This window comes from Parafrankia discariae (assembly GCF_000373365.1).
GTDB classification, from domain to species: domain Bacteria; phylum Actinomycetota; class Actinomycetes; order Frankiales; family Frankiaceae; genus Parafrankia; species Parafrankia discariae.
Genome location: NZ_KB891268.1, coordinates 1 through 18,021, shown reverse-complemented (window position 1 = coordinate 18,021; position 18,021 = coordinate 1). Strand labels below are relative to the sequence as shown.

The 18,021-nt window shown below is 67.4% G+C and carries 15 protein-coding genes and 6 pseudogenes; 9 read left to right on the top strand and 12 right to left on the bottom strand.

Going from position 1 to position 18,021, the window contains the following annotated elements:
• The 3 genes and pseudogenes from B056_RS45055 to B056_RS43270 all read left to right on the top strand — a co-directional run.
• Positions 1 to 224 (top strand): annotated as a pseudogene (locus tag B056_RS45055) (IS3 family transposase); the annotation flags it as partial.
• Positions 225 to 676: 452 nt separating this feature from the next.
• Positions 677 to 1,885, top strand: coding sequence for a PP2C family protein-serine/threonine phosphatase (locus B056_RS38710; RefSeq protein ID WP_018505800.1), 1,209 nt, complete (start codon positions 677 to 679; stop codon positions 1,883 to 1,885).
• Between the two features lie 414 nt (positions 1,886 to 2,299).
• On the top strand, positions 2,300 to 2,602 hold the full coding sequence (locus tag B056_RS43270; RefSeq protein WP_230203286.1) for an FG-GAP-like repeat-containing protein: 303 nt from the start codon (positions 2,300 to 2,302) through the stop codon (positions 2,600 to 2,602).
• Between the two features lie 76 nt (positions 2,603 to 2,678).
• On the opposite strand, the gene B056_RS0131350 is transcribed toward B056_RS43270, so the two are convergent.
• Both B056_RS0131350 and B056_RS45855 read right to left on the bottom strand, forming a co-directional pair.
• On the bottom strand, positions 2,679 to 3,749 hold the full coding sequence (locus B056_RS0131350; protein WP_026240362.1) for an integrase core domain-containing protein: 1,071 nt from the start codon (positions 3,747 to 3,749) through the stop codon (positions 2,679 to 2,681).
• Between the two features lie 423 nt (positions 3,750 to 4,172).
• Positions 4,173 to 4,718, bottom strand: a pseudogene (locus tag B056_RS45855) (PAS domain-containing protein); the annotation flags it as partial.
• Positions 4,719 to 5,537: 819 nt separating this feature from the next.
• On the opposite strand from B056_RS45855, the gene B056_RS0131345 reads away from it, so the two are divergent.
• The 4 genes and pseudogenes from B056_RS0131345 to B056_RS45050 all read left to right on the top strand — a co-directional run bounded on the left by B056_RS0131345 (position 5,538) and on the right by B056_RS45050 (position 8,425).
• Positions 5,538 to 6,020: a cation:proton antiporter regulatory subunit gene (locus B056_RS0131345; RefSeq protein ID WP_018505796.1), complete on the top strand. Its 483-nt coding sequence runs from the start codon at positions 5,538 to 5,540 to the stop codon at positions 6,018 to 6,020.
• A gap of 15 nt (positions 6,021 to 6,035) precedes the next feature.
• Positions 6,036 to 7,406: a cation:proton antiporter gene (locus B056_RS0131340; RefSeq protein ID WP_018505795.1), complete on the top strand. Its 1,371-nt coding sequence runs from the start codon at positions 6,036 to 6,038 to the stop codon at positions 7,404 to 7,406.
• 183 nt (positions 7,407 to 7,589) lie between these two features.
• Positions 7,590 to 8,003, top strand: a pseudogene (locus B056_RS41290) (transposase); the annotation flags it as partial.
• Between the two features lie 191 nt (positions 8,004 to 8,194).
• Positions 8,195 to 8,425, top strand: coding sequence for a hypothetical protein (locus B056_RS45050; RefSeq protein ID WP_018505794.1), 231 nt, complete (start codon positions 8,195 to 8,197; stop codon positions 8,423 to 8,425).
• 39 nt (positions 8,426 to 8,464) lie between these two features.
• On the opposite strand, the gene B056_RS0131325 is transcribed toward B056_RS45050, so the two are convergent.
• Both B056_RS0131325 and B056_RS0131320 read right to left on the bottom strand, forming a co-directional pair.
• Positions 8,465 to 8,875 (bottom strand): PPOX class F420-dependent oxidoreductase, encoded by a 411-nt coding sequence (locus tag B056_RS0131325; RefSeq protein ID WP_018505793.1) that lies wholly within the window; start codon positions 8,873 to 8,875, stop codon positions 8,465 to 8,467.
• Positions 8,872 to 9,462 carry a YceI family protein gene (locus tag B056_RS0131320; protein ID WP_035753452.1) on the bottom strand — a complete coding sequence of 197 codons (591 nt, stop codon included), beginning with the start codon at positions 9,460 to 9,462 and terminating at the stop codon, positions 8,872 to 8,874. The genes B056_RS0131325 and B056_RS0131320 overlap by 4 nt, the downstream gene beginning before the upstream one ends.
• A 101-nt stretch (positions 9,463 to 9,563) precedes the next feature.
• Between B056_RS0131320 and B056_RS45045 the strand changes: the two genes are divergently transcribed.
• Positions 9,564 to 9,938 carry a winged helix-turn-helix transcriptional regulator gene (locus B056_RS45045; RefSeq protein WP_076784812.1) on the top strand — a complete coding sequence of 125 codons (375 nt, stop codon included), beginning with the start codon at positions 9,564 to 9,566 and terminating at the stop codon, positions 9,936 to 9,938.
• A 145-nt stretch (positions 9,939 to 10,083) separates the two neighbouring features.
• Here the strand turns inward: B056_RS45045 and B056_RS38700 are convergent.
• The 3 genes and pseudogenes from B056_RS38700 to B056_RS0131305 form a co-directional block, all read right to left on the bottom strand.
• Positions 10,084 to 10,761 (bottom strand): annotated as a pseudogene (locus B056_RS38700) (SDR family oxidoreductase); the annotation flags it as partial.
• A gap of 114 nt (positions 10,762 to 10,875) precedes the next feature.
• Positions 10,876 to 11,247: a DoxX family protein gene (locus tag B056_RS0131310; protein WP_018505790.1), complete on the bottom strand. Its 372-nt coding sequence runs from the start codon at positions 11,245 to 11,247 to the stop codon at positions 10,876 to 10,878.
• Positions 11,248 to 11,328: 81 nt separating this feature from the next.
• On the bottom strand, positions 11,329 to 12,006 hold the full coding sequence (locus B056_RS0131305) for an SDR family NAD(P)-dependent oxidoreductase (RefSeq protein WP_018505789.1): 678 nt from the start codon (positions 12,004 to 12,006) through the stop codon (positions 11,329 to 11,331).
• A gap of 128 nt (positions 12,007 to 12,134) precedes the next feature.
• Between B056_RS0131305 and B056_RS0131300 the strand changes: the two genes are divergently transcribed.
• Positions 12,135 to 12,839, top strand: a complete 705-nt coding sequence (locus B056_RS0131300; protein WP_018505788.1) for a TetR/AcrR family transcriptional regulator — start codon at positions 12,135 to 12,137, stop codon at positions 12,837 to 12,839.
• 141 nt (positions 12,840 to 12,980) lie between these two features.
• On the opposite strand, the pseudogene B056_RS38695 reads toward B056_RS0131300, so the two are convergent.
• The 5 genes and pseudogenes from B056_RS38695 to B056_RS38690 all read right to left on the bottom strand — a co-directional run.
• A pseudogene (locus B056_RS38695) lies at positions 12,981 to 13,687 on the bottom strand (IS6 family transposase).
• A 252-nt stretch (positions 13,688 to 13,939) separates the two neighbouring features.
• Positions 13,940 to 14,986 (bottom strand): NAD(P)H-dependent amine dehydrogenase family protein, encoded by a 1,047-nt coding sequence (locus B056_RS0131290; protein WP_018505787.1) that lies wholly within the window; start codon positions 14,984 to 14,986, stop codon positions 13,940 to 13,942.
• A gap of 179 nt (positions 14,987 to 15,165) precedes the next feature.
• On the bottom strand, positions 15,166 to 15,900 hold the full coding sequence (locus B056_RS0131285; RefSeq protein ID WP_035753447.1) for an SDR family NAD(P)-dependent oxidoreductase: 735 nt from the start codon (positions 15,898 to 15,900) through the stop codon (positions 15,166 to 15,168).
• Between the two features lie 273 nt (positions 15,901 to 16,173).
• A complete protein-coding gene (locus B056_RS0131280; protein WP_026240359.1) occupies positions 16,174 to 17,025 on the bottom strand; it encodes a mycofactocin-coupled SDR family oxidoreductase in 852 nt (283 codons plus the stop codon).
• 760 nt (positions 17,026 to 17,785) lie between these two features.
• Positions 17,786 to 18,021: pseudogene (locus B056_RS38690) on the bottom strand (IS5 family transposase); the annotation flags it as partial.

Below are 18,021 nucleotides of genomic sequence, written 5' to 3'. Positions count from 1 at the left end.
ACTCCGGGATCGGCCTGCTCACTCCCGCGACCGTCCACCACGGCCAGGCCGAGACCGTTCAGGCCGCCCGCGCCGAGGTCCTCGCCGCCGCCTACGCCACCCGACCAGACCGGTTCGTCCGCCGCCCACCAGCACCACCACCGCTGCCGACACCAGCCTGGATCAACCCACCCGAACAGACCCCAAACCAGCCAGGCACCACCACAGAACAACCAGCTCAATAGTTCCTACAAGATCTTGCCTCGATCAGGTTGACGGGTTCCGCTGGGGGGGATCCGATGTCGTTGGAAGTGAAAGATCTTGGAGCAACGTCTGGCGGGCGCCAGAACGACTTTTAATTTGCCGCTTTCGAGGTGGCCCTCCGCTCCGTGCCGTATGAGACTGTCGTCCGAAGCCGGGTGACGGCGGCTCGTGATCGAGGCGTGACCCGTATCGTCCTCCTCGTGGTTGAGGTTCCGGGTCGTGTTCCCGCAGCGTGACAGCCATCGGCTTCCCGCCGGATCTGGCCCGTGTTGCGTGGTCTTGCGTCAGCCACGGGCCGATGATCGTCGGTGTCGGTGGCTGCCGTCGTCCGACCTTGTCCGGAGTGTGCCTATGGTGGGGCGGTGCGCGAGCGAGGGGTTTTCGACGCGGGTGCGCTGCTGACGGCGATCGAGCAGGCGGCCCCGCCGATGCGGTGGACGTGCTGGCGACACGCCTTCAGGACGATCTGGGAGCGCTTGGAGCATCGTTCCTGATCGCCGACTACTCCAGCGATGTCCTCGCCCGGTTCTCCACGGCGCGCGGCGGCCGGACGGTCATGGAGTGGGTGTCGGTGCGCGGCACGCCTCAGGGGCAGGTGCTGCGTACCCAGCGCCCGACGCTGCACCACGGCGACGAGCAGGTGGTTGTCATCGCGCCGGTCACCGCGCGCGGTGAGGCGATCGGCGTGATCGAGGTCGCCTTCCCCGCGGCCGACGGGAGCGCTGATGCGGCACCAACTGGATTCTCCGCCGCAGGTTATCTGGATCATCTGACGGCCGAGATTTCGCAGGCTGCGCACCTGTTCGCGTACACGGTCGTGCTGAACCGGCGCTACACCGACCTGTTCGAGTGGGGACGGCGTTCGGTGCCCCTCGAGCTCGCGGCCGAGATCCAGCGCAGACTCCTGCCGGACTCGTTCACCTGTGAGAGTGCGCAGGCGACGATCGCCGGCTGGTTGGAGCCGGCGGCCTCCGTCGCGGGAGACACCTTCGACTACTCCTTCGGACGGGCCGACCTGTACCTGTCGCTCACCGACGCGATGGGCCACGGACTGGCCGCCGCCATCCTGGCAACCTTGACGGTCAACGGCCTGCGCAACGTTCGCCGGGAACCGGACCCGCGGCCGCGGGGTCTGGCGGCGATGGCCGACCACGTGAACACGATGATGGTCAAGCACTCCGACCTGGAGCAGTTCGTCACCGGTCTGCTGTTCCACATCGACCTGCCGACCGGTGTGGTGCGCGCCGTGAACGCCGGCCATATCCCGTTCTACCTGCTGCGAGATGACGTGGTCGAGGAGATCGGCTGGCCGCCGGACCCCGCGTTCGGCATGTTCGCCGGGCATGTCTATACCGTCCGTCAGCTTCAGCTGCGCCCGGGGGACCGTCTGCTGTTCGTCACCGACGGCATGGTCGACCGCAACGCAGCACGGATTGACCTGCCCGCGCAGCTGGCGGCGAACAGGCGGCTGCATCCCCGGGAACTCGTCCAGCACCTGGCCAGGCTCGTGCTCGATGCCTGCGGCGGCGCCTTGCAGGACGATGCGACAGTGATGTGCCTGGACTGGCATCAACGCAGTGGTCTCCAGCGCCAGGTCGGCAGCGGAGCGGACCTCGACCGTGCCTCCACCCCCGAAGAGTGACAGCATCATCGGCGGGGGCGATGGGCAGCTTCCCGGACCAGGACCGTCCTGGTCACATTCGGCATCCTTCATCCCCGCCCCAGACCGCACTCAACGGGTGCCGCATTTAATTAGGCGTGACGCGGAGAGCATGACACCGCGGTCCCCGTCACGGTCTTCGGGTGTGATCCGCGCAGCCCGGCCCCTTGCCCCGATAGACCCCTGCGCAGGACGGAAGTGACCCGGCCTCGCTGGGTCACGACGGGTAGGTGCCTCAGGGTCCGGGCCGCGGGACAGCGTGCGGTTCGCCGATATCAACGGTGACGGTCGGGATAACTATTTGGTGGTCGGCGCGCAGGGCCAGGCGAACGCCTGGCTCAACGTTGTCGGTGGCAGCAGTGCTGTGTCCTGGCAGTCCGCGGGTGAGATCGCCCGTTGACAGCCTCAGGTGTCGACCTCCCCAGCTCGATGATCACCTTCGCGGACATCGACGGCGATCACCGGGACGACTACCTGGCGGTCAACGACCATGGCCGGATCTGGGCCTGGCGGAACAACTGCGGTGGCGGTGGCTTGTCCTGGGTCGTCCAGGGTGAGATCGCCACCGGTGTCGGCGCGGCCCGCAACCAGGTCTTCCTCACCGATCTCAACGGCGACCGCCGCGACGACTATCTGGTCTCCTCTACCACCGGTATGGTCGCGGCTTGGAGCAACAACGGCCAAGTCCGCAAGGGCTGACCCTGTTGGGCTCCAGAATCCGGGTGCGGTCTGTGAGCTGCTCTTTTGCAGCCCGGGTGATCGTCTGTGGAGGTCTTCAGGCGGCGTTGTGGTACTCGTTGATCAGCCCGCCGAGGATGCGTGTGCGACGGACGGTGGACCCCGGGGTCGGGGTGACCACGGGTGGTGAGTCGGGCGGGTGCTGGCCGAGGGAGCGGCGAGGCCGGTGGGTGTTGAAATGCTCGGCGTAGCTGGTGAGGACGGCGGTCAGGTGCCGTTCGGAGACGATCAACAGCCTGTCGGTGCATTCCCGGCGGGCGCTGCCGACCCAGCGTTCCGCGATCACGTTCGCCTGCGGGCACTGTGGCGGTGTACGCACCACGTCGATACCGGCTCCGGCAAAGACAGCATCGAAGGAAACCGTGAACTTCGTGTCGCGGTCACGGATGAGGAGCCGGAACCGGTGGCCCCGTTCCTCGAGATCCATCAGCAGGTTCCGCGCACGCTGAGTGACCCACGCCGCGGTCGGGTGCTTTGTGACCCCGAGGACGTGGACACGGCGGGTGGCGTGTTCGACGACGAAGAGCACGTAGATCCGTTGGAGGAACGCGGTGTCCACGGTGAAGAAATCGCAGGCGAGGATGCCGGAGGCCTGGGCGCGCAGGAACGTGCGCCAGGAGGCGTCGGCCCGCCGCGGCGCTGGGTCGACACCGGCGCGGTGCAGGATCCGCCAGACGGTGGCGACCCCGACCGAGTAACCCAGCCCGACGAGCTCGCCTTGGATCCTGCGGTGGCCCCAGGTCGGGTTCTCCCGCGCGAGGCGCAGGACCAGCTCGCGGATCTCCCGGCGGACCGGNGGCCGCCCGGGCGACTTCCGTGGGTAGGTCCATTGACGTGCGAGGAGCTCCCGGTGCCAGCGCAGCACGGTGGCCGGGGTGACGAAGAAGCTGTCCCAGCGGGCCCGGGGTAACAGCCGGGACAGGGCTGCGAGGATCACCCGATCCGCCGGTTCCAGCGCCGGACGGTTCACCTGCCGTCGTAACACCGCCACCTGGTGTCGCAGGACGAGGAGCTCGACGTCCTTCGCGGTGTCCCCGCGGACCCGGAGCAGCATCAGTCCGAGAGCGTTGCGTGTCAGGGCGTAGAACAGGGACCACACCATGACCATCCAGCCTGCCCGACACGGGCCCCGCCCGCAGGCAAACGCGCAGGTCACCGCCCAAATCGGAGTTCTGGAGCCCCACAGGATCACAGCGACCCGCATCGACCGGCTGGTACCACGCTCCCCCGTCAGGTCAAGATCACCGATCTGGGCGTGGTGGGTACGCAGCGCCACCGCGATCATGCCCCATTCGCCGCCCAGCGAACGCTGCCGCGGCCCGGCCGCCGGCGAGAGCCGTTCGGTCAGCTGGGCAAGACGATCCCCCACCCGCTGGGGCACACGAGCGATCCGATCCAGGACCGGTGAGCCACACCACAGCCGCAGGTCGGCGTCGTACACCGCCACCGCGACCGGCAGCTCGCCGGCGGGTACCCCCGCGGACACCCACTCCAGCAGCGCGGTGTGCTCCCCGGCGGTCTGCGCGGTGACGTCCAGGATCGTCCCGGTGTTGCCGACCACCACGCCCGCCGCGTCCCGTAGGACGGTCGCTCTGATCTGAACCCGCCGGTAGCTGCCGTCCCGGGTCCGGCAGCGGGTCTCGTGATGACAGCGATCGACACCCCCCGCGACCACACCCCTGAACAGCGCGACCGTGGCCTCCACCTCGTCCGGGTGGACATAGTCCAGGAACCGGGCACCCAGACTGGCCACGACACCGAAGCCGGTCAGAGCCGTCCACGCCCGGTTCAGATACGTCCAGCAACCCTGCGCGTCGGTCCGGAACACCACCTCGCCCAACGAATCCAGCAGATCCCCAGCATCGCAACAGCCACCCGTGCCCCCGCCGTGGCCGGCCCCGGTCCGGCGCGGATCCCGGCGCCGCGTGGCTCCCCTCGAACAGACGTCATCGACGGCCCCCTCCCTCGCGACAGCGGATCCCCCACCCGCCTCCGCGGGCCGGCACGGCCCTAGGGCCTCTGGGGCCGAGGAACCGGCTGAGCAGCGACCGACGGCCGTACCTGGAGAATCCGACACAACCTCAGGTGCTTCGTGTCACACAGCGACACGTCCCAGCACCAGCAGCCCCCTGACCTGCTCGTTCCGGCCATCACCGGGCTGTGCACCTGCACAGATCACATCTATGCGGCACATGCAGCCGCCGTCCACAGCTGCAGGACGGCGGACCACACACGGCCACAACCGGCCGGATTCGGTGGACCTGCGTGGTTTAGCCTGTGGCTGTGCCGACAACCCGCCGCCTGCAGGCCTGTGTGGTGGGGGCGATGGTTGTCGTCCTGGCCGGGTTGCTCGGTGTGGGCGGCATGGGCCGGCTGGATCTGTGGGCGGAAGGGTCCGCCCGAGCCGTTCCGGCGACGGCGTCGATCGTGTCCCAGCCGGTCCGCGGCGAGGTCAATTCTGCGTCGCTGGGCCGCGGCTCGCACTGGGCGGGGTGGCATCCCCGCGTCGGCCCTGACGATCTCGGTCTTGCCGCCGGGCCTGCTCTGTTCGTCTTTGCGGGATTCTTCCTGGGATCACGGGATGCGCGGTCACCTCGGTGGTCGCCCGGTCCGGCCGGCGCATCGGGCGCACGCGGCCCACCGGGCTCGGCGTACCGGAAATAGCGAGGCCGCTCGCGCGTCGGGCTGCCGCATCCACCGGTTGATCGTCGGCGCCCGCGCGCACCGCCGCGCCAGGACTCGATTCCTCGACGCCGCGTCCTTTTCAAGCTGCCCTGCCTGCCACGGGCATCAGAACGTGAGCTCCACGGTGAGACACAGGTTCCTCATGTGATCCCACCCTGTGTGCGCGTTCCTCGGCCGGCGGCCCCGATCCCGAGAACAAGGTAGATGGATCATGAAGGTTGACGAGACAGGGCTTCCCGGAATCGGGCTGCGCCACGACTTCTCCACCCGGGCCGGACGGCGCGTCGGTGTCGTCTCCCACCACAGCGGACGCCGCGTGCTGGTCCTCTACGACGAACACGACCCGGACACCTGCGTCGAGTCGATATCCCTGACCGTCGAGGAGAGTGACGTGCTGTCCGAACTGCTCGGAGCCCCGCACATCGTGGGAAAGCTCGCTGATCTGAGCCAGGCGTTCGCCGGACTGGTCGGCGAACAGATCCCGATCCTTCCCGGGTCGCCCTACGCGGGGCGTCTCCTCGGGGACACCCAGGCCCGGACCCGCACCGGCGCGTCGATCGTGGCCGTGGTCCGTGACCAGCAGGTCCTCGCCTCCCCCCGGCCCGATTTCCGATTCCAGGCCGAGGACGTGGTCGTCGTCGTCGGGACCCCGGAGAACACCGTGGCCGTCGGTGAACTCCTGCGTTCCGGCTGACCGGCCGGCGACCCTATGCACACCTCAACATCGATCTTCCTCGAACTGGGCGTGGTCCTGTTCTCCCTGGGCGTGCTCGGACACGTCGCGACCCGGTTCGGTATCTCACCGATCCCTTTCTACCTGCTCGGCGGCCTCGCGTTCGGACACGGCGGGCTGCTACCCCTCGGGGCGAGTGAGGAGTTCATCGAGGTCGGCGCCGAGATCGGTGTCGTTCTCCTCCTCCTCACCCTCGGACTGGAATACACCGCCGACGAGCTGCTCTCCGGCCTTCGCCGCAACGCCCCAGCAGGCGGCCTCGACCTGGCCCTCAACGCCGCCCCCGGGGTCGCCGCCGCGTTCCTGCTCGGCTGGGGATGGCGCGCCGCGGTCGTGCTCGGCGGCGTCACCGCCATCTCCTCCTCGGGAATCATCGCCAAGGTCCTCGGCGACCTCGGCCGGCTCGGGAACCGCGAAACCCCCGTCGTGCTCTCCGTGCTCGTCATCGAGGACCTGGCGATGGCGATCTATCTGCCCATCCTCACCGCGCTTCTCGCGGGCCAGACCGTCGCGCGGGGGTCGTTGTCCCTCGCCCTCGCGCTCGCTGCCATGGTCACGGTTCTGTTCCTCGCTCTGAAACACAGCGCCAAGGTCACCCGGCTCGTGTTCAACCCCACCTCCGACCGCAACGACGAGATCATCCTGCTCCGCGCCCTCGGTCTCGCGCTCCTCGTCGCCGGCGTCGCGCAGCAGCTGCAGATCTCCGCCGCGGTCGGCGCGTTCCTCGTCGGCATCGCCCTGTCCGGACCCGTCGCCGAAGGCGCCCGGGAAGTCCTGGCCCCCCTACGCGACCTGTTCGCCGCGGTGTTCTTCGTGTTCTTCGGCCTGCAGACCAACCCCGAACAGATCCCCCCAGCGCTGCTCACCGCGCTCCTGCTCGCCGCCGCGGGCGTGGTCACGAAAACCGCGACAGGCTGGTGGGCGGCACGCCGAGCCGGGATCGCCACCATGGGCCGCTTCCGCGCGGGCACAGCCCTCATCGCCCGCGGCGAGTTCTCCATCGTCATCGCCGGCCTCGCCGTCGCCGCCGACGTCGAACCACGACTAGGACCCCTCGCCGCCAGCTACGTCCTACTCATGGCCGTCATCGGACCCATCGCAGCCCGCCTCAGCGAACCCGCCACCCGAGCAGTGATCAAACGACGCCGACCCACACCAGCTCACAGGCCGCCGCCCCAGCCAGAGCACCGGGACCAGCCCACACCACCCGCACCACCAACCCCGACACACTCCGGCTCCCACCACACCCTGCCGGATATTCCGTATAACACCGCTGCGGCACCCGAACCGCATCTCACCCCTGAGCCTCGCGAAGACGAGGCGAAGCTGGTACGACGCGACCGATGACGGCGAGCACGAACCGCTCCGCGTAAACGTTCGCGCGGTGACTTCTAGGCGGAATCCCCTAGCCTCGGGCTTTCACCGGGCTGATCGTCTGTTGGGTGGGGATAAACGAGAAAGTGCTCCTGAGCAGGGAAAATCGGGCTTGTCGAGGGCCTGATCCATCCCGTATCAAGGAGCACCTTCGCGGTGAAGCCTACCGGTGTCTACCCGTCTGTCCCCATCGACGCCGCCGGGCGTGGTGTCGTGTCGTCGGCGGGTGCGCTACTGCTGACCGAAACTGTCCGGGTGTCCGGGCTGGGGGCCGCACTGTCCGAGGCGCTCGCGCCGTGGCGTGCGCCGACCGCGACCCATGATCCGGCGAAGGTGCTCACCGATCTCGCGGTCAGCCTCGCGCTCGGCGGGGACTGCCTGGCCGACATCGGTCTGCTGCGCGTCGAGCCGGAGCTGTCCGGCCCGGTGGCGTCGGATCCCACGGTGTCACGGACCGTCGACCGGCTGGCGGACGATGTCGACCGGGTGCTGGCCGGGGTGTTCCGCGCAGTGGCGGCCACGCGGGAACGGGTGTGGGCACTGGCCGGGGCACACGCCCCGGACCAGACGGGTCCGGTCCGGTCGGCGGGCGCGTCGAGATGTCCGGCGACCGTATCCGGATCACCACCCTTCAGCCGGGCCGCCTGTTGTCAGTCGCGGGCGATCTCCTCGCAGCCCTCCCGTCCGGCCTGCTGCCGGCCGCTGCTCCCGCCGGGCGTGCCGGCCTGCGGGAGCTCGCGGACATCCTCACGGCCGAAGGCATGACGGTCGAGATCGACGGACCGGCCGGCCGGCTTGTCACCGTCGGGGCCACTGTCGACTCCCACATCGGGGGTCTGGCCATGGGCAGCCGTCAGGTGGAACCGAACATCTCCGCCGCGCTGCCCGGTCTCAGGCGCGCGACCGGCCGGGCCGCCGCGGTGGGATGCGTGGCGCTCGTCGCGTCCGTGGCCGGGCTCGCGGCCCGCGGATGGTTCCGCCGGCACGCCTGATGGCCCCGAGACCGTGGCGGAAGGAGTGCAGGATGGTGGTCACCCGAGGGCGGAGGCGACGACTCGGATGGGGTGGAGGGTCGCGGTCACTCGTTCCGTGCCGGGGAGGTTGAGCATTGCCTCGTCGACGCCGTAGTGCTTGGCGAACAGCGGGAGCAGCTCTTTACCCGGGTCGGGGGTCAGCTCGACGTCGGCGCGGATCTCCAGGGCGCGGAGAGGGTTGGCCGGGTCGAGGATGAACAGGCTCGCGACGGGGTTGCGTAGCAGGTTCTTGTACTTCTGCCGAGTAGTGATCATGGATGTTCGCAGAATCGACCCGCGGAAGAGGTACCAGACCGCGGTCGATTGCGGCCGGCCGTCCGCGCCGACAGTGGTCAGGACTGCGGTCAGGGGCTGGGTGAGCAGGTCCAGGTGCGAAGCCGGGATCTCGGCCTGCGCCGGTCTTGTCATGGGGCGATGAACTGGAGGTCGAGTTCTACCTTGATCTTGTCGCCGAGGGCGAGCTTGCCGGCGCCGAGGGGCATGTTGAAGTCGATGCCGTAGTCACTGCGACGGATCTCGGTGGTCGCGGCGAACCCGGCCCTGGTCCGGTTGTCCGCGGGATGGACATCGACGCCGTAGAACTCCACCGCCAGGGTCACGGGCTTGGTGATCCCGTTGATCGTCAGGTTGCCGGCGACCTGGTAGTCGTCCTCGTCGGCGGTCACCGACACGGACTGGTAGTGCATGGTCGGGTTGCGTTCGATGTCGAAGAAGTCGGTGGAGCGCAGGTGGGCGTCTCGATCGGCCTGGTTCGTGTTGACCGAGGCCATGTCGATCGTGGCCTCGACGGCTACGTCGGCAAGAGTCTCGCCGATGGTCAGTGTCCCGTTGAACACGTCGAACCGGCCGCGGACGTTGGTGACGCCGAGGTGGCGGACCTGGAAGTAGACACCGGAGTGCGCGGGGTCGATGGGCCAGACGCCGGCGGCCAGCGGCAGCGCGCTGGCTTCGGAGAGTGCTGGCCCTGACGGGTTTGACACGGAGGGAGTTGTCACAGCTGACCTTTCTCGGGAGCGGCTGATGGTTGTAAAAGTATAGTTGCCGCTGAAAATATAGCAACTGTCGAGGGTCTGTTGACCGCGGGTACCATGAGCGGATGGAGCCATCGGAGCGAGACGCGGTGAGCTGTCACGTGCTGACGCCGGTCTTCGCTCTGCTCGGCAAGCGCTGGAGTGGTCTGATCATCGGCACGCTCCTGGCCGGCCCCGCACGCTTCTCCGAGATCTCCAAGTTGGTGCCCGGTGTCACCGAGCGGATGTTGTCGGGACGGTTGAACGAACTCGTCCAGGCCGGTCTGGTGGCGCGCGAGGTGATCGAGGGCCCGCCGGTCGGCGTCCGCTACCGGCTCACGCCGCGCGGTGAGGCGCTGCGTCCCGCCCTGGCCGAACTCGAACGCTGGGCGACTGAACATCTGGTGATAGACACCGACCACGACCCGCCCGGCACCCGAACAGAGCCGGCGGGAAGGTAGAGGCTGCGGCCTTGCCCGCCAGGGGTGCGAAGCCAGTCGTTCGCGGTGCGGGGGAGATCGTCGGACGGCGGCCCGTTGCGCGATCCTGATGCCCGCGAAGGTGATTGACTGCTTCGCCTGGGCCCGACGTGGGCTGGTAGACCTGGGCGGGGTCGAGGGCGAGGTTGGCCTTGGCCTGGGCGGACAGGGCGTCGGCGATGACCTCGGAGTGGCCGGCCTCGATGCCGTCGAGGGTGGCGCGCACGACGTCGGCCGGGTCGTTCTTGTCCACCTCCACACCCGCACTCATGTCGGTGTCCGTCGGGCCGAGGATGAGCCCGGTGACCTGCGTGTTCTGAGAGGCGAGTTCGAGGCGGACGCTGTTGGTCAGGCTCCAGGCGGCCGCTTTGGCCGCGCAGTAGGAGCTGGTGTGTTCGCTGGGGGCCCAGGCGCCTGCCGACAGCACGTTCACGATCGCCCCACCCCCACCTGCCCTCAGAATCGGGGCGAAGACGCGGATCATGTTCAGCGGGCCGTAGTAGTGGGTGTCCATCTCCAGCCGGATCATGTCCATGTCGCTGGTCGTCAGGTTGGTGAACGTCGCGACGCCGGCGTTGTTGACCAGCAGGGTCACGTCGCCGGCGGCTTTGGCCGCGGCGGCGATGGAGGCCGGGTCGGTGATGTCCAGGGAGAGCACCTCCGCCCCCGGTACGTCGACGCTGTCGGGACGGCGCGCGGTGGCGTACACCTTGGCCGCACCACGTTGCAGGAGCTGGTCGGCGAAGTGGCGGCCCAGCCCGCGGCTGGCGCCGGTGACGAGGGCCACGGAGCCGGCGATCTGCATGTCAGACATCCTTTGCGGGAGAGAAGCGGAAGAGCGGCATCAGCAGCGCCCGATCGTCGAGCCAACCGGGTACGCGGGCGCGTGGCGGGGGCAGAGCCCCGGCGCGGGAGCGGGTCAAAGGGCGTGGGGTCCGAATCGGCCCCACATCACGACCGCCGCGAGGATGAGTAGCACCGCGTTGAACGCGATGGCCGCCGGCTCCTTGCGGCGGGCGTGGAGACCCATGGCCAGGACCATGATCACCGCGAGGCCGGTGGCGGCCAGCGGGGTGAGCACGGTGGCGATGTCGAAGGCACCTGGGAGAATCAGGCCGAGGGCACCGGCGAACTCGACGGCACCGATCAGACGCACCACCGGGGTCGACACATCGCTCACCCACGGCAGCTGGGGAATGAGTTGCTCGCGGGACCGGGTGGACTTCAGGACGCCGGCGACCGCGAACGCCGCAGCCAGCAGGCCCTGCACGATCCACAGGAACACGTTCATCGGGCGGGGCCTTCTCTCCGAGATCACGCCGCGGCGCGATCAGGGTTCGACGAAGGGCGGATCAGGGCAGCCGGTGCGGTGTCAGCGGCTGAAGACACGCTCGGCCGCGTCGCGGTGGGTGGTGTGCAGCTCCCAGTAGACGGGGGAGATCTCCTCGGGCTGGGCCACCGGCGCGCCGGGGATGACGGCGGTGCCGATCGACACGTCGATGCCGACGTGGGCGGCCTGGATACCGGCGCCAGCCAGTTCCTTGTGCAGGTTGATCACCCAGTTACGCAGTGCCGCGGCGGCGGCATTGACATTGGCGATCATCGGAACAGGGTCGATCGAGCCGGCTCCGGTGGTGTAGAGCAGGGTGCCCACGCCGGCCTCACGCATCGCGGGCAGCACCGCCTTCGTGGCGGTGATGGCCCCGTACAGCTGGAACCCCATCTCGTGCTGCACATGGGACGGGTCGGTCTCGGACGGACTGGTCAGGATGGTGGAGCCAAGCGTCCCCACCGGGGAGTACTCCAGGACATCGATCCCGCCGAACTGTGCGGCGGCCTCCTCGAGCGCGCCGGTGAGCCCGGCGGGGTCGAGCACGTTCGCGGGGAACGCGGCGGCGGTGATGCCCTCAGCGCCGAGCTTGCCGACGAGCTCGTCGAGCTTGGCGCGGTTGCGGGCGATCAGGGCGACGTCGAAGCCGTGGGAGCCGAAGGTGCGGGCGATGGCCAGACCCAGCTGGGGGCCGGCCCCGACGATGGCGATGGCGGGCATGGTGAACCTTTCGAGAGGCTATATGGATAGGGGTATCCGATTCATGGATCCGGATGGCCCTATCCGGTTTACTCGACCACTGTAGCACGAGAACCGGATAGGCCACTCCGATTCGTTAGGCTGGGGGCATGAACCCCGGGGCCCAGCACACCGACGGCACCGCCGAGCCCGCCGCCCAGCCGTTGCGCAGCGACGCCGAGCGCAACCGGGCGCGGATCATCGCCGCCGCGCGGAAGGTGTTCGGGCGCGACGGCCTCAACGCCTCCATGGCCTCGGTAGCCCGCGAGGCGGAGGTAGGGATCGCCACCATCTTCCGCCGCTTCCCCAGCAAGGAGGAACTCGTCGCCGCCGTCTTCGCCGACCGGATGGACACCTACGTCGCCGCGGTCGCCACGGCCCTGAACCACCCCGATCCGTGGGACGGATTCGCGGGGTTCATCGAGACGGTCTGCGCGATGCAAGCCGCCGACCGCGGCTTCGCCGACATCCTGACCATGACCTTCCCCGCCGCCAAAGCTCTCGAAGCCCGCCGCGCCGAGGCGTACAACGGCTTCCTCGCACTCATCGCCCGCGCCCAGGACAGCGGGCACCTACGCGAGGACTTCACCAGCCGGGACCTGGTCCTCCTACTCATGGCCAACGCCGGCGTCGTCAACGCCACCGGCGACGCCGCACCCGACGCCTGGCGCCGTCTCGTCGCCCTGATGATCCAGTCCTTCCAAGCCCCCGCCCGCGGCCCTCTGCCCGACCCACCCGGGGAAGCCACCCTCTACCAAGCCATGCTCCGCGCCAGCCAGAGCATCACCTCACCCGAACCGGGAAAAGGCAGCTGACGTGGTCAAGCACAGATGATGAGTGATCAGTCGTTTGTCTCAGCGCCACAGGAGGTCAGTGTTCAGGAACCGCCGACAATCTTCCCAGGGTCTGTTGCATTGCGAGATGGCAGGCATGGCTGGGCCCTGTCGAGCGCGTGATCAGATCGCGAAGGTGAGCTCGGTGAACGCGGCAGTCGTGCGTGCGGTTCGGTGTCGATCTCGAGTTCGTAGTGGCCGCGGCGGATGTTCTGGACGAAGGCATGCCCTGCGCTGATCGTCTGGGCGGACCGCAGCCGTTTCAACCCGCGCATCGGCCGGAGCCGTGCTTTCAACCGGCTGTGATCGGATTCGATCCGGTTGTTCTCCCGCGCGGCATCCACATGGCAGGCCTCGGGAACCAGCTCGTCGAGGATCCGCGGGTAGACGGGTGCCTTGTCGGAGGTGACCTCGACCGGCCGACGCCCGTGGGACAGCGCCTGGGCGAAGAACCGGCGGGCGGCGGCCTGGTCGCGTCGGAGGCTGGCGAGGACATCGATGACCTGTCCGTGCTGGTCAACCGCCCTGTACAGGTACGTCCACCGCCCGGCGACCTCGACGTACGTCTCGTCGACGAACCACCTGTCACCAGGACGGTGCCGGCAGGGCCGTGCGGCGTCGATCAGCAAGGGCGTGAAGCGTTGGACCCACCGGTAGATCGTGACGTGGTCAACCTCGATGCCGCGCTCAGCGAGCAGCTCCTCGACGTCCCGGTACGACAGCGCGAACCGTAGGTACCAGCGGACCGCCAGCACGATCACCTCAGGTGGGAACCGGAACCCCGCGAACTCCGATGTCGGAGCCGGTGGACGGGCACGACGTCGACGCATCACTCGATCATGGCTGATCCGCAGCTGGGTGATGGCGGACTTCGCCGATGCAACAGTGCCCCACCGACCACCGAGTTGTAGCGCGCGCCGCCGGCGAACTTCGACAGTTGCGGCGCGGGGCTCTCCACCTCGAGCGCCGGCGGGTGCCGGGCCTGCCCAATTCACGGAGGCAAAAATGCCCGGCACCCGTGGCAGCGGAAGATCAGATTTTTGTCGAAACCGACCGATGGCTATCGCGCAGCCGGGCCATTTTCAGCCGAGCTCGGCCATGATCTGTGGCAGTTCGGTTGTGGGGATTATTCCCGGCGGTGCCGCGACCACGTAAGGAACGGCATTCACCGGACGATGGGCGGTGTAGCGCCCCGAGGCTCGCTCGTCCTTCTCGATCGGCATCGGCAAGTCGATCAGCATGTCGACCGGGGTATCGCCTTCCATCGTGAGGCGCCAACCGTCGCCGCGAAGGTCCCAGGCGGGTTCGACGTCCATCGTCACGAACCAGTTGGAACGAAAGCGCATCAGCGGCCTGCCGTTGCGCAGACCGGTTACCGACATGCGCTGCGCACCGACCGTTCCGGCCGAAATAGTAACTTCACGCAGCTTCGTGTCGTGCCGACACAACGCGATCTCGGCGGAATCCTCGAACCCGTCGATCGGCAGGCCGAGAGCCGAGGCGATCAGGCTGAGCGAGTTCTTGAACACCTCGTCGCGTGCGCTGACGTCGTGCTTGGCAAACTGCTCGGGTGAATCGCCGAAATGCATGCCCTGAGTCAGCATTCCGATCGAGCAGGCTTCGAGGCAATTAGCGAATTCCTCGATTGCGAGGAAATCGAGCCGCCGGGCCAGCGAGGTGACGCAGACGGGGAGAACTTCGGTGATGAAACCGGGGCTGGACCCGGTCGCATGAATGGACGCGCCGCCCGCTCGGCAGGCGGCCTCGACGGCCTCGCGTAAGGCGGGCTCCATCGTCTCGGCGTTGAAGAATTCTGCGCGCGTCGTGACGATGTTGATCCCGTTTTCCAACAGTCGGCAGACGTCGGTAACCTCGGTGCGTTCGGGCATGTAAAGTACGCACTCCGGCCGCAGGGTCAGGATGTCCTCGATATCGCGTGTCGCCGTGACTCCGATCGGGGGTAAACCGCATAGCTCGCCAGCGTCCTTGCCTTCCTTGGCCTGAGAATAAACTCGCACTCCGACCAGCTCCATGTCGCCGTGCTCGATCACTGCGCGCATGGCGTACGCACCGATGGTGCCGGTTGCCCACTGCGCAACTCGGATCGGTCGAGACATCTCCACTGTCATTTCCTTCTCTCGTCCGGGTGGGTCTTCCGCCTGCCCGCAGCTTGGATCTGGGATAGTCGCATCCGACTCGGATGGCCATATTCGCATCGTGGCCCAGGGCTCAATACCGGTTGTACGGCTGACGATGCGCGATCAATTCTGACTTGCCGGGTCCGATCCCGGTCCGGTGAACCGTACGGTCAGGAAATGACGTCGTCGCGGGCCGCGATGATGGTCTGTAGCCGGGTCTGAACGGCATCCGCCGAGTGGTCGTCGGTGAAGACATAGGGACGCCGCCGTTCGATAGCGTCCATGACATTGCGTGCCACGGTAGCTGGGTCGACGGAGCCGATCGGGTTCATTCCTGTGCGGATGCGGCCGGGGAAAACTACGCTGACGCCGACAGATGATCCTACGGCGGCGAGGTCGTCCCGCAGCACATCGGACAGACCGAGGACGCCGTGCTTAGCGACCGTGTACGGCCCGAGCCGGGCCTGCGGGTGGACGGCGGCCATCGAGGCAACGTTCACTACGTGCCCTTGCCGGCCCGTCGCGAGTATGCGTGGCACGAAAGCCCGGACGCCGTGAATCACGCCCCAGAGGTTGACGTCCAAGACGCGATGCCAGTCGTCGAGAGACAATTCCCAGGCAAGCCCTCGGTTGACGATCCCGGCGTTGTTGACCGCGATGTGCAGCCCGCCGAAGCGTGTCACGGCGAGGTCTGCTACCCGTTCGACCGCAGCGGGGTCACGAACGTCGAGCTGTGAGGTCTCGACCACGCCGCCGTGGTCTCGTATGAGGCCAGCCGCGGCCTCGAGAGCGTCGTCGTCGAGATCGGTCAGCAGGACTCGCACGCCGACGACGGCAAGGCTTTTCGCGACGGAGAGCCCTATGCCGCTGGCGGCACCCGTCACGACAGCCACATGATCTTCCATCGGTTTCACGGCAGGAGGCCCGACCGAAAAACGACCAGTGGGTCGCCGCTCGTCTTGCGGCGAGTTGTCGCCGTCCTAGAAGTGCCAAATCGTTCAGATCGAATCATGTGATTTCTCCCTCGATGCCAGCCTTCGGAACGTTCGTCGGGTTTTCCGCCGTAAAATGCGCACCTGCAGATTCGTGGTCGTCCAGCCGTCCTCTGCACCGTAGGCTCTACCGCTGGGGACCTGGCGGAGCGGACACAGAATACACCCGGATGCTCCTAGCCGGAGCTAGAAGGCGGGGGGAGCTTTGAGCATCGCGCCCGCGTCCAGCCGGATGTTCAGACCGGTCATGTATCGCGACTCGTCGCTGGCAAGATATGCGACCAAGGCTGAGACGTCTTCCACCTCGATGTACGGGATAGGCATCGCTTGCATGTTCGGGAATGAGAGCTCGGCGTCGGCCCGCGTCGGATTTTCTAGATCCGGCCGAAACGCCTTGTAGATATCGTCGTTCTGCAACAGACGAGTATTGACGTTGGTCGGATGGATTGCATTGAGCCGGATGAAGTGCGGAGCGAGCTGCAGAGCCAACACCTCGACGTACCGGGCTATCAACTGCTTGGCAATCGCATAGCCGACGCCACCCGGCGAACCCATCGCGTCCGTCGTTCCTTTGATCATCCCTGCGGTCGAGCCGGTGACGATGATCGACGAACCGTCTCCCAGATACGGCAAGGCCACTGCCACTGTGTTCTGGACACCGACGAAGTCCACGTCCACCGCGTCGATGAAGCTGCTACAGGTCGTCTCGTCCTGCAGGGGGCAGATTCCGGCGTTCGCGCACACCACGTCCAACCGCCCGAACTCGGCGAGGCCTCGGTCGACGGCGTTCCGCAACTGCACCCTGTCTCGAACGTCGGCCTGCGCGGCCACGATGCGCCGGCCGAGTGCTTCGACCTCCTTGACTGTGGTAGCCAGATCGTCTGGGGTGGCGAGCGGGTAACGCACGCTGGCTATCTGCTCGCAGATGTCGACCGCGATGATGTCTGCCCCCTCGGCCGCCAACCGCACAGCATGGCTTCTTCCCTGACCGCGCGCTGCGCCGGTGATGAGAACGACCTTGCCGTCGAGTTTGCCCATGTCCTACTCCTGTTTCGCTCAGCTCGCGCACCATGGGGCGAGTCTGTACCCTCCGCCGCCGAGGCGAGGGTGCCGACCAATTGACCGAGATGCCGGGTCTTCGCTGCGCGGGTGACTGCCCGACAGCTGGTTTCGGGGGTCAGTACCGTGGTCGGGCGAGCGGCGGGTCGCCAGGCGCCCGTCACCTATGCCCTGTCAGCGCCATATCGCCGTTACCGCAGGTGATGTGCTGTGATCCACAGCCTCTAGTCCCGGTCGGCCTTGTTGCTCTGGCCGCGTGGCCCAGCACCACGGTCCCCTCCTCGTTCGTCGGCAAGTCCACGCGCCACGGCCGCGAACTACTTCGAAAATCTTGTCCTTATACAAACGTACGGCAGATGCTGTATGCGTGTAAAGTCCAGCCTGCGGTGCGCCCTCGGATCGATGGGCTTGAAGCGCCCGAGTTGGCGCTCGCTCTGCGTATCGATCGGTGAACGCAGCGTATATCTGTTACCTCATCCATAACCCCGAGGCGCGATGTATCCCGTGGTGATCTGGTCACGTTCCGGTGCACACGGTATCCCGCCGCTCAGATCGCGAGAAGTTGCTGCAAAAAGCTTTGGCAGAGGCTGACACTCCACGCCATACGGGTGTATAAAAGAAGTCCTGACGGCACGTTGGGAGTCTCGCTCCTCAGGTGACTGATCGCGACTCATCTCCCTCCGCCCTAGGGAAGTAGCTCGTCGATCGAACTGAGTGCCTGTCCTGAATCTTGATGTTCTTAGCTCTCGGTCGCCTTTCTGGGGGTCCAGCGTGAGGCAGGGGCACGACGAGCGAGGCGGCGGACCATGGTGCGGATCATGGCCCAGTAGACGAAGGTGGCGGAGCTGGCCGGGTCACGTTCGTAGTCGCGGGCGAGACGACGGTGGCCGGTGATCCACGCCAGGGTGCGTTCCACGACCCAGCGTTTCGGGAGCGGCTGGAAGCCTTTCTGGCCTTCTTTCTTCCGGACGATCT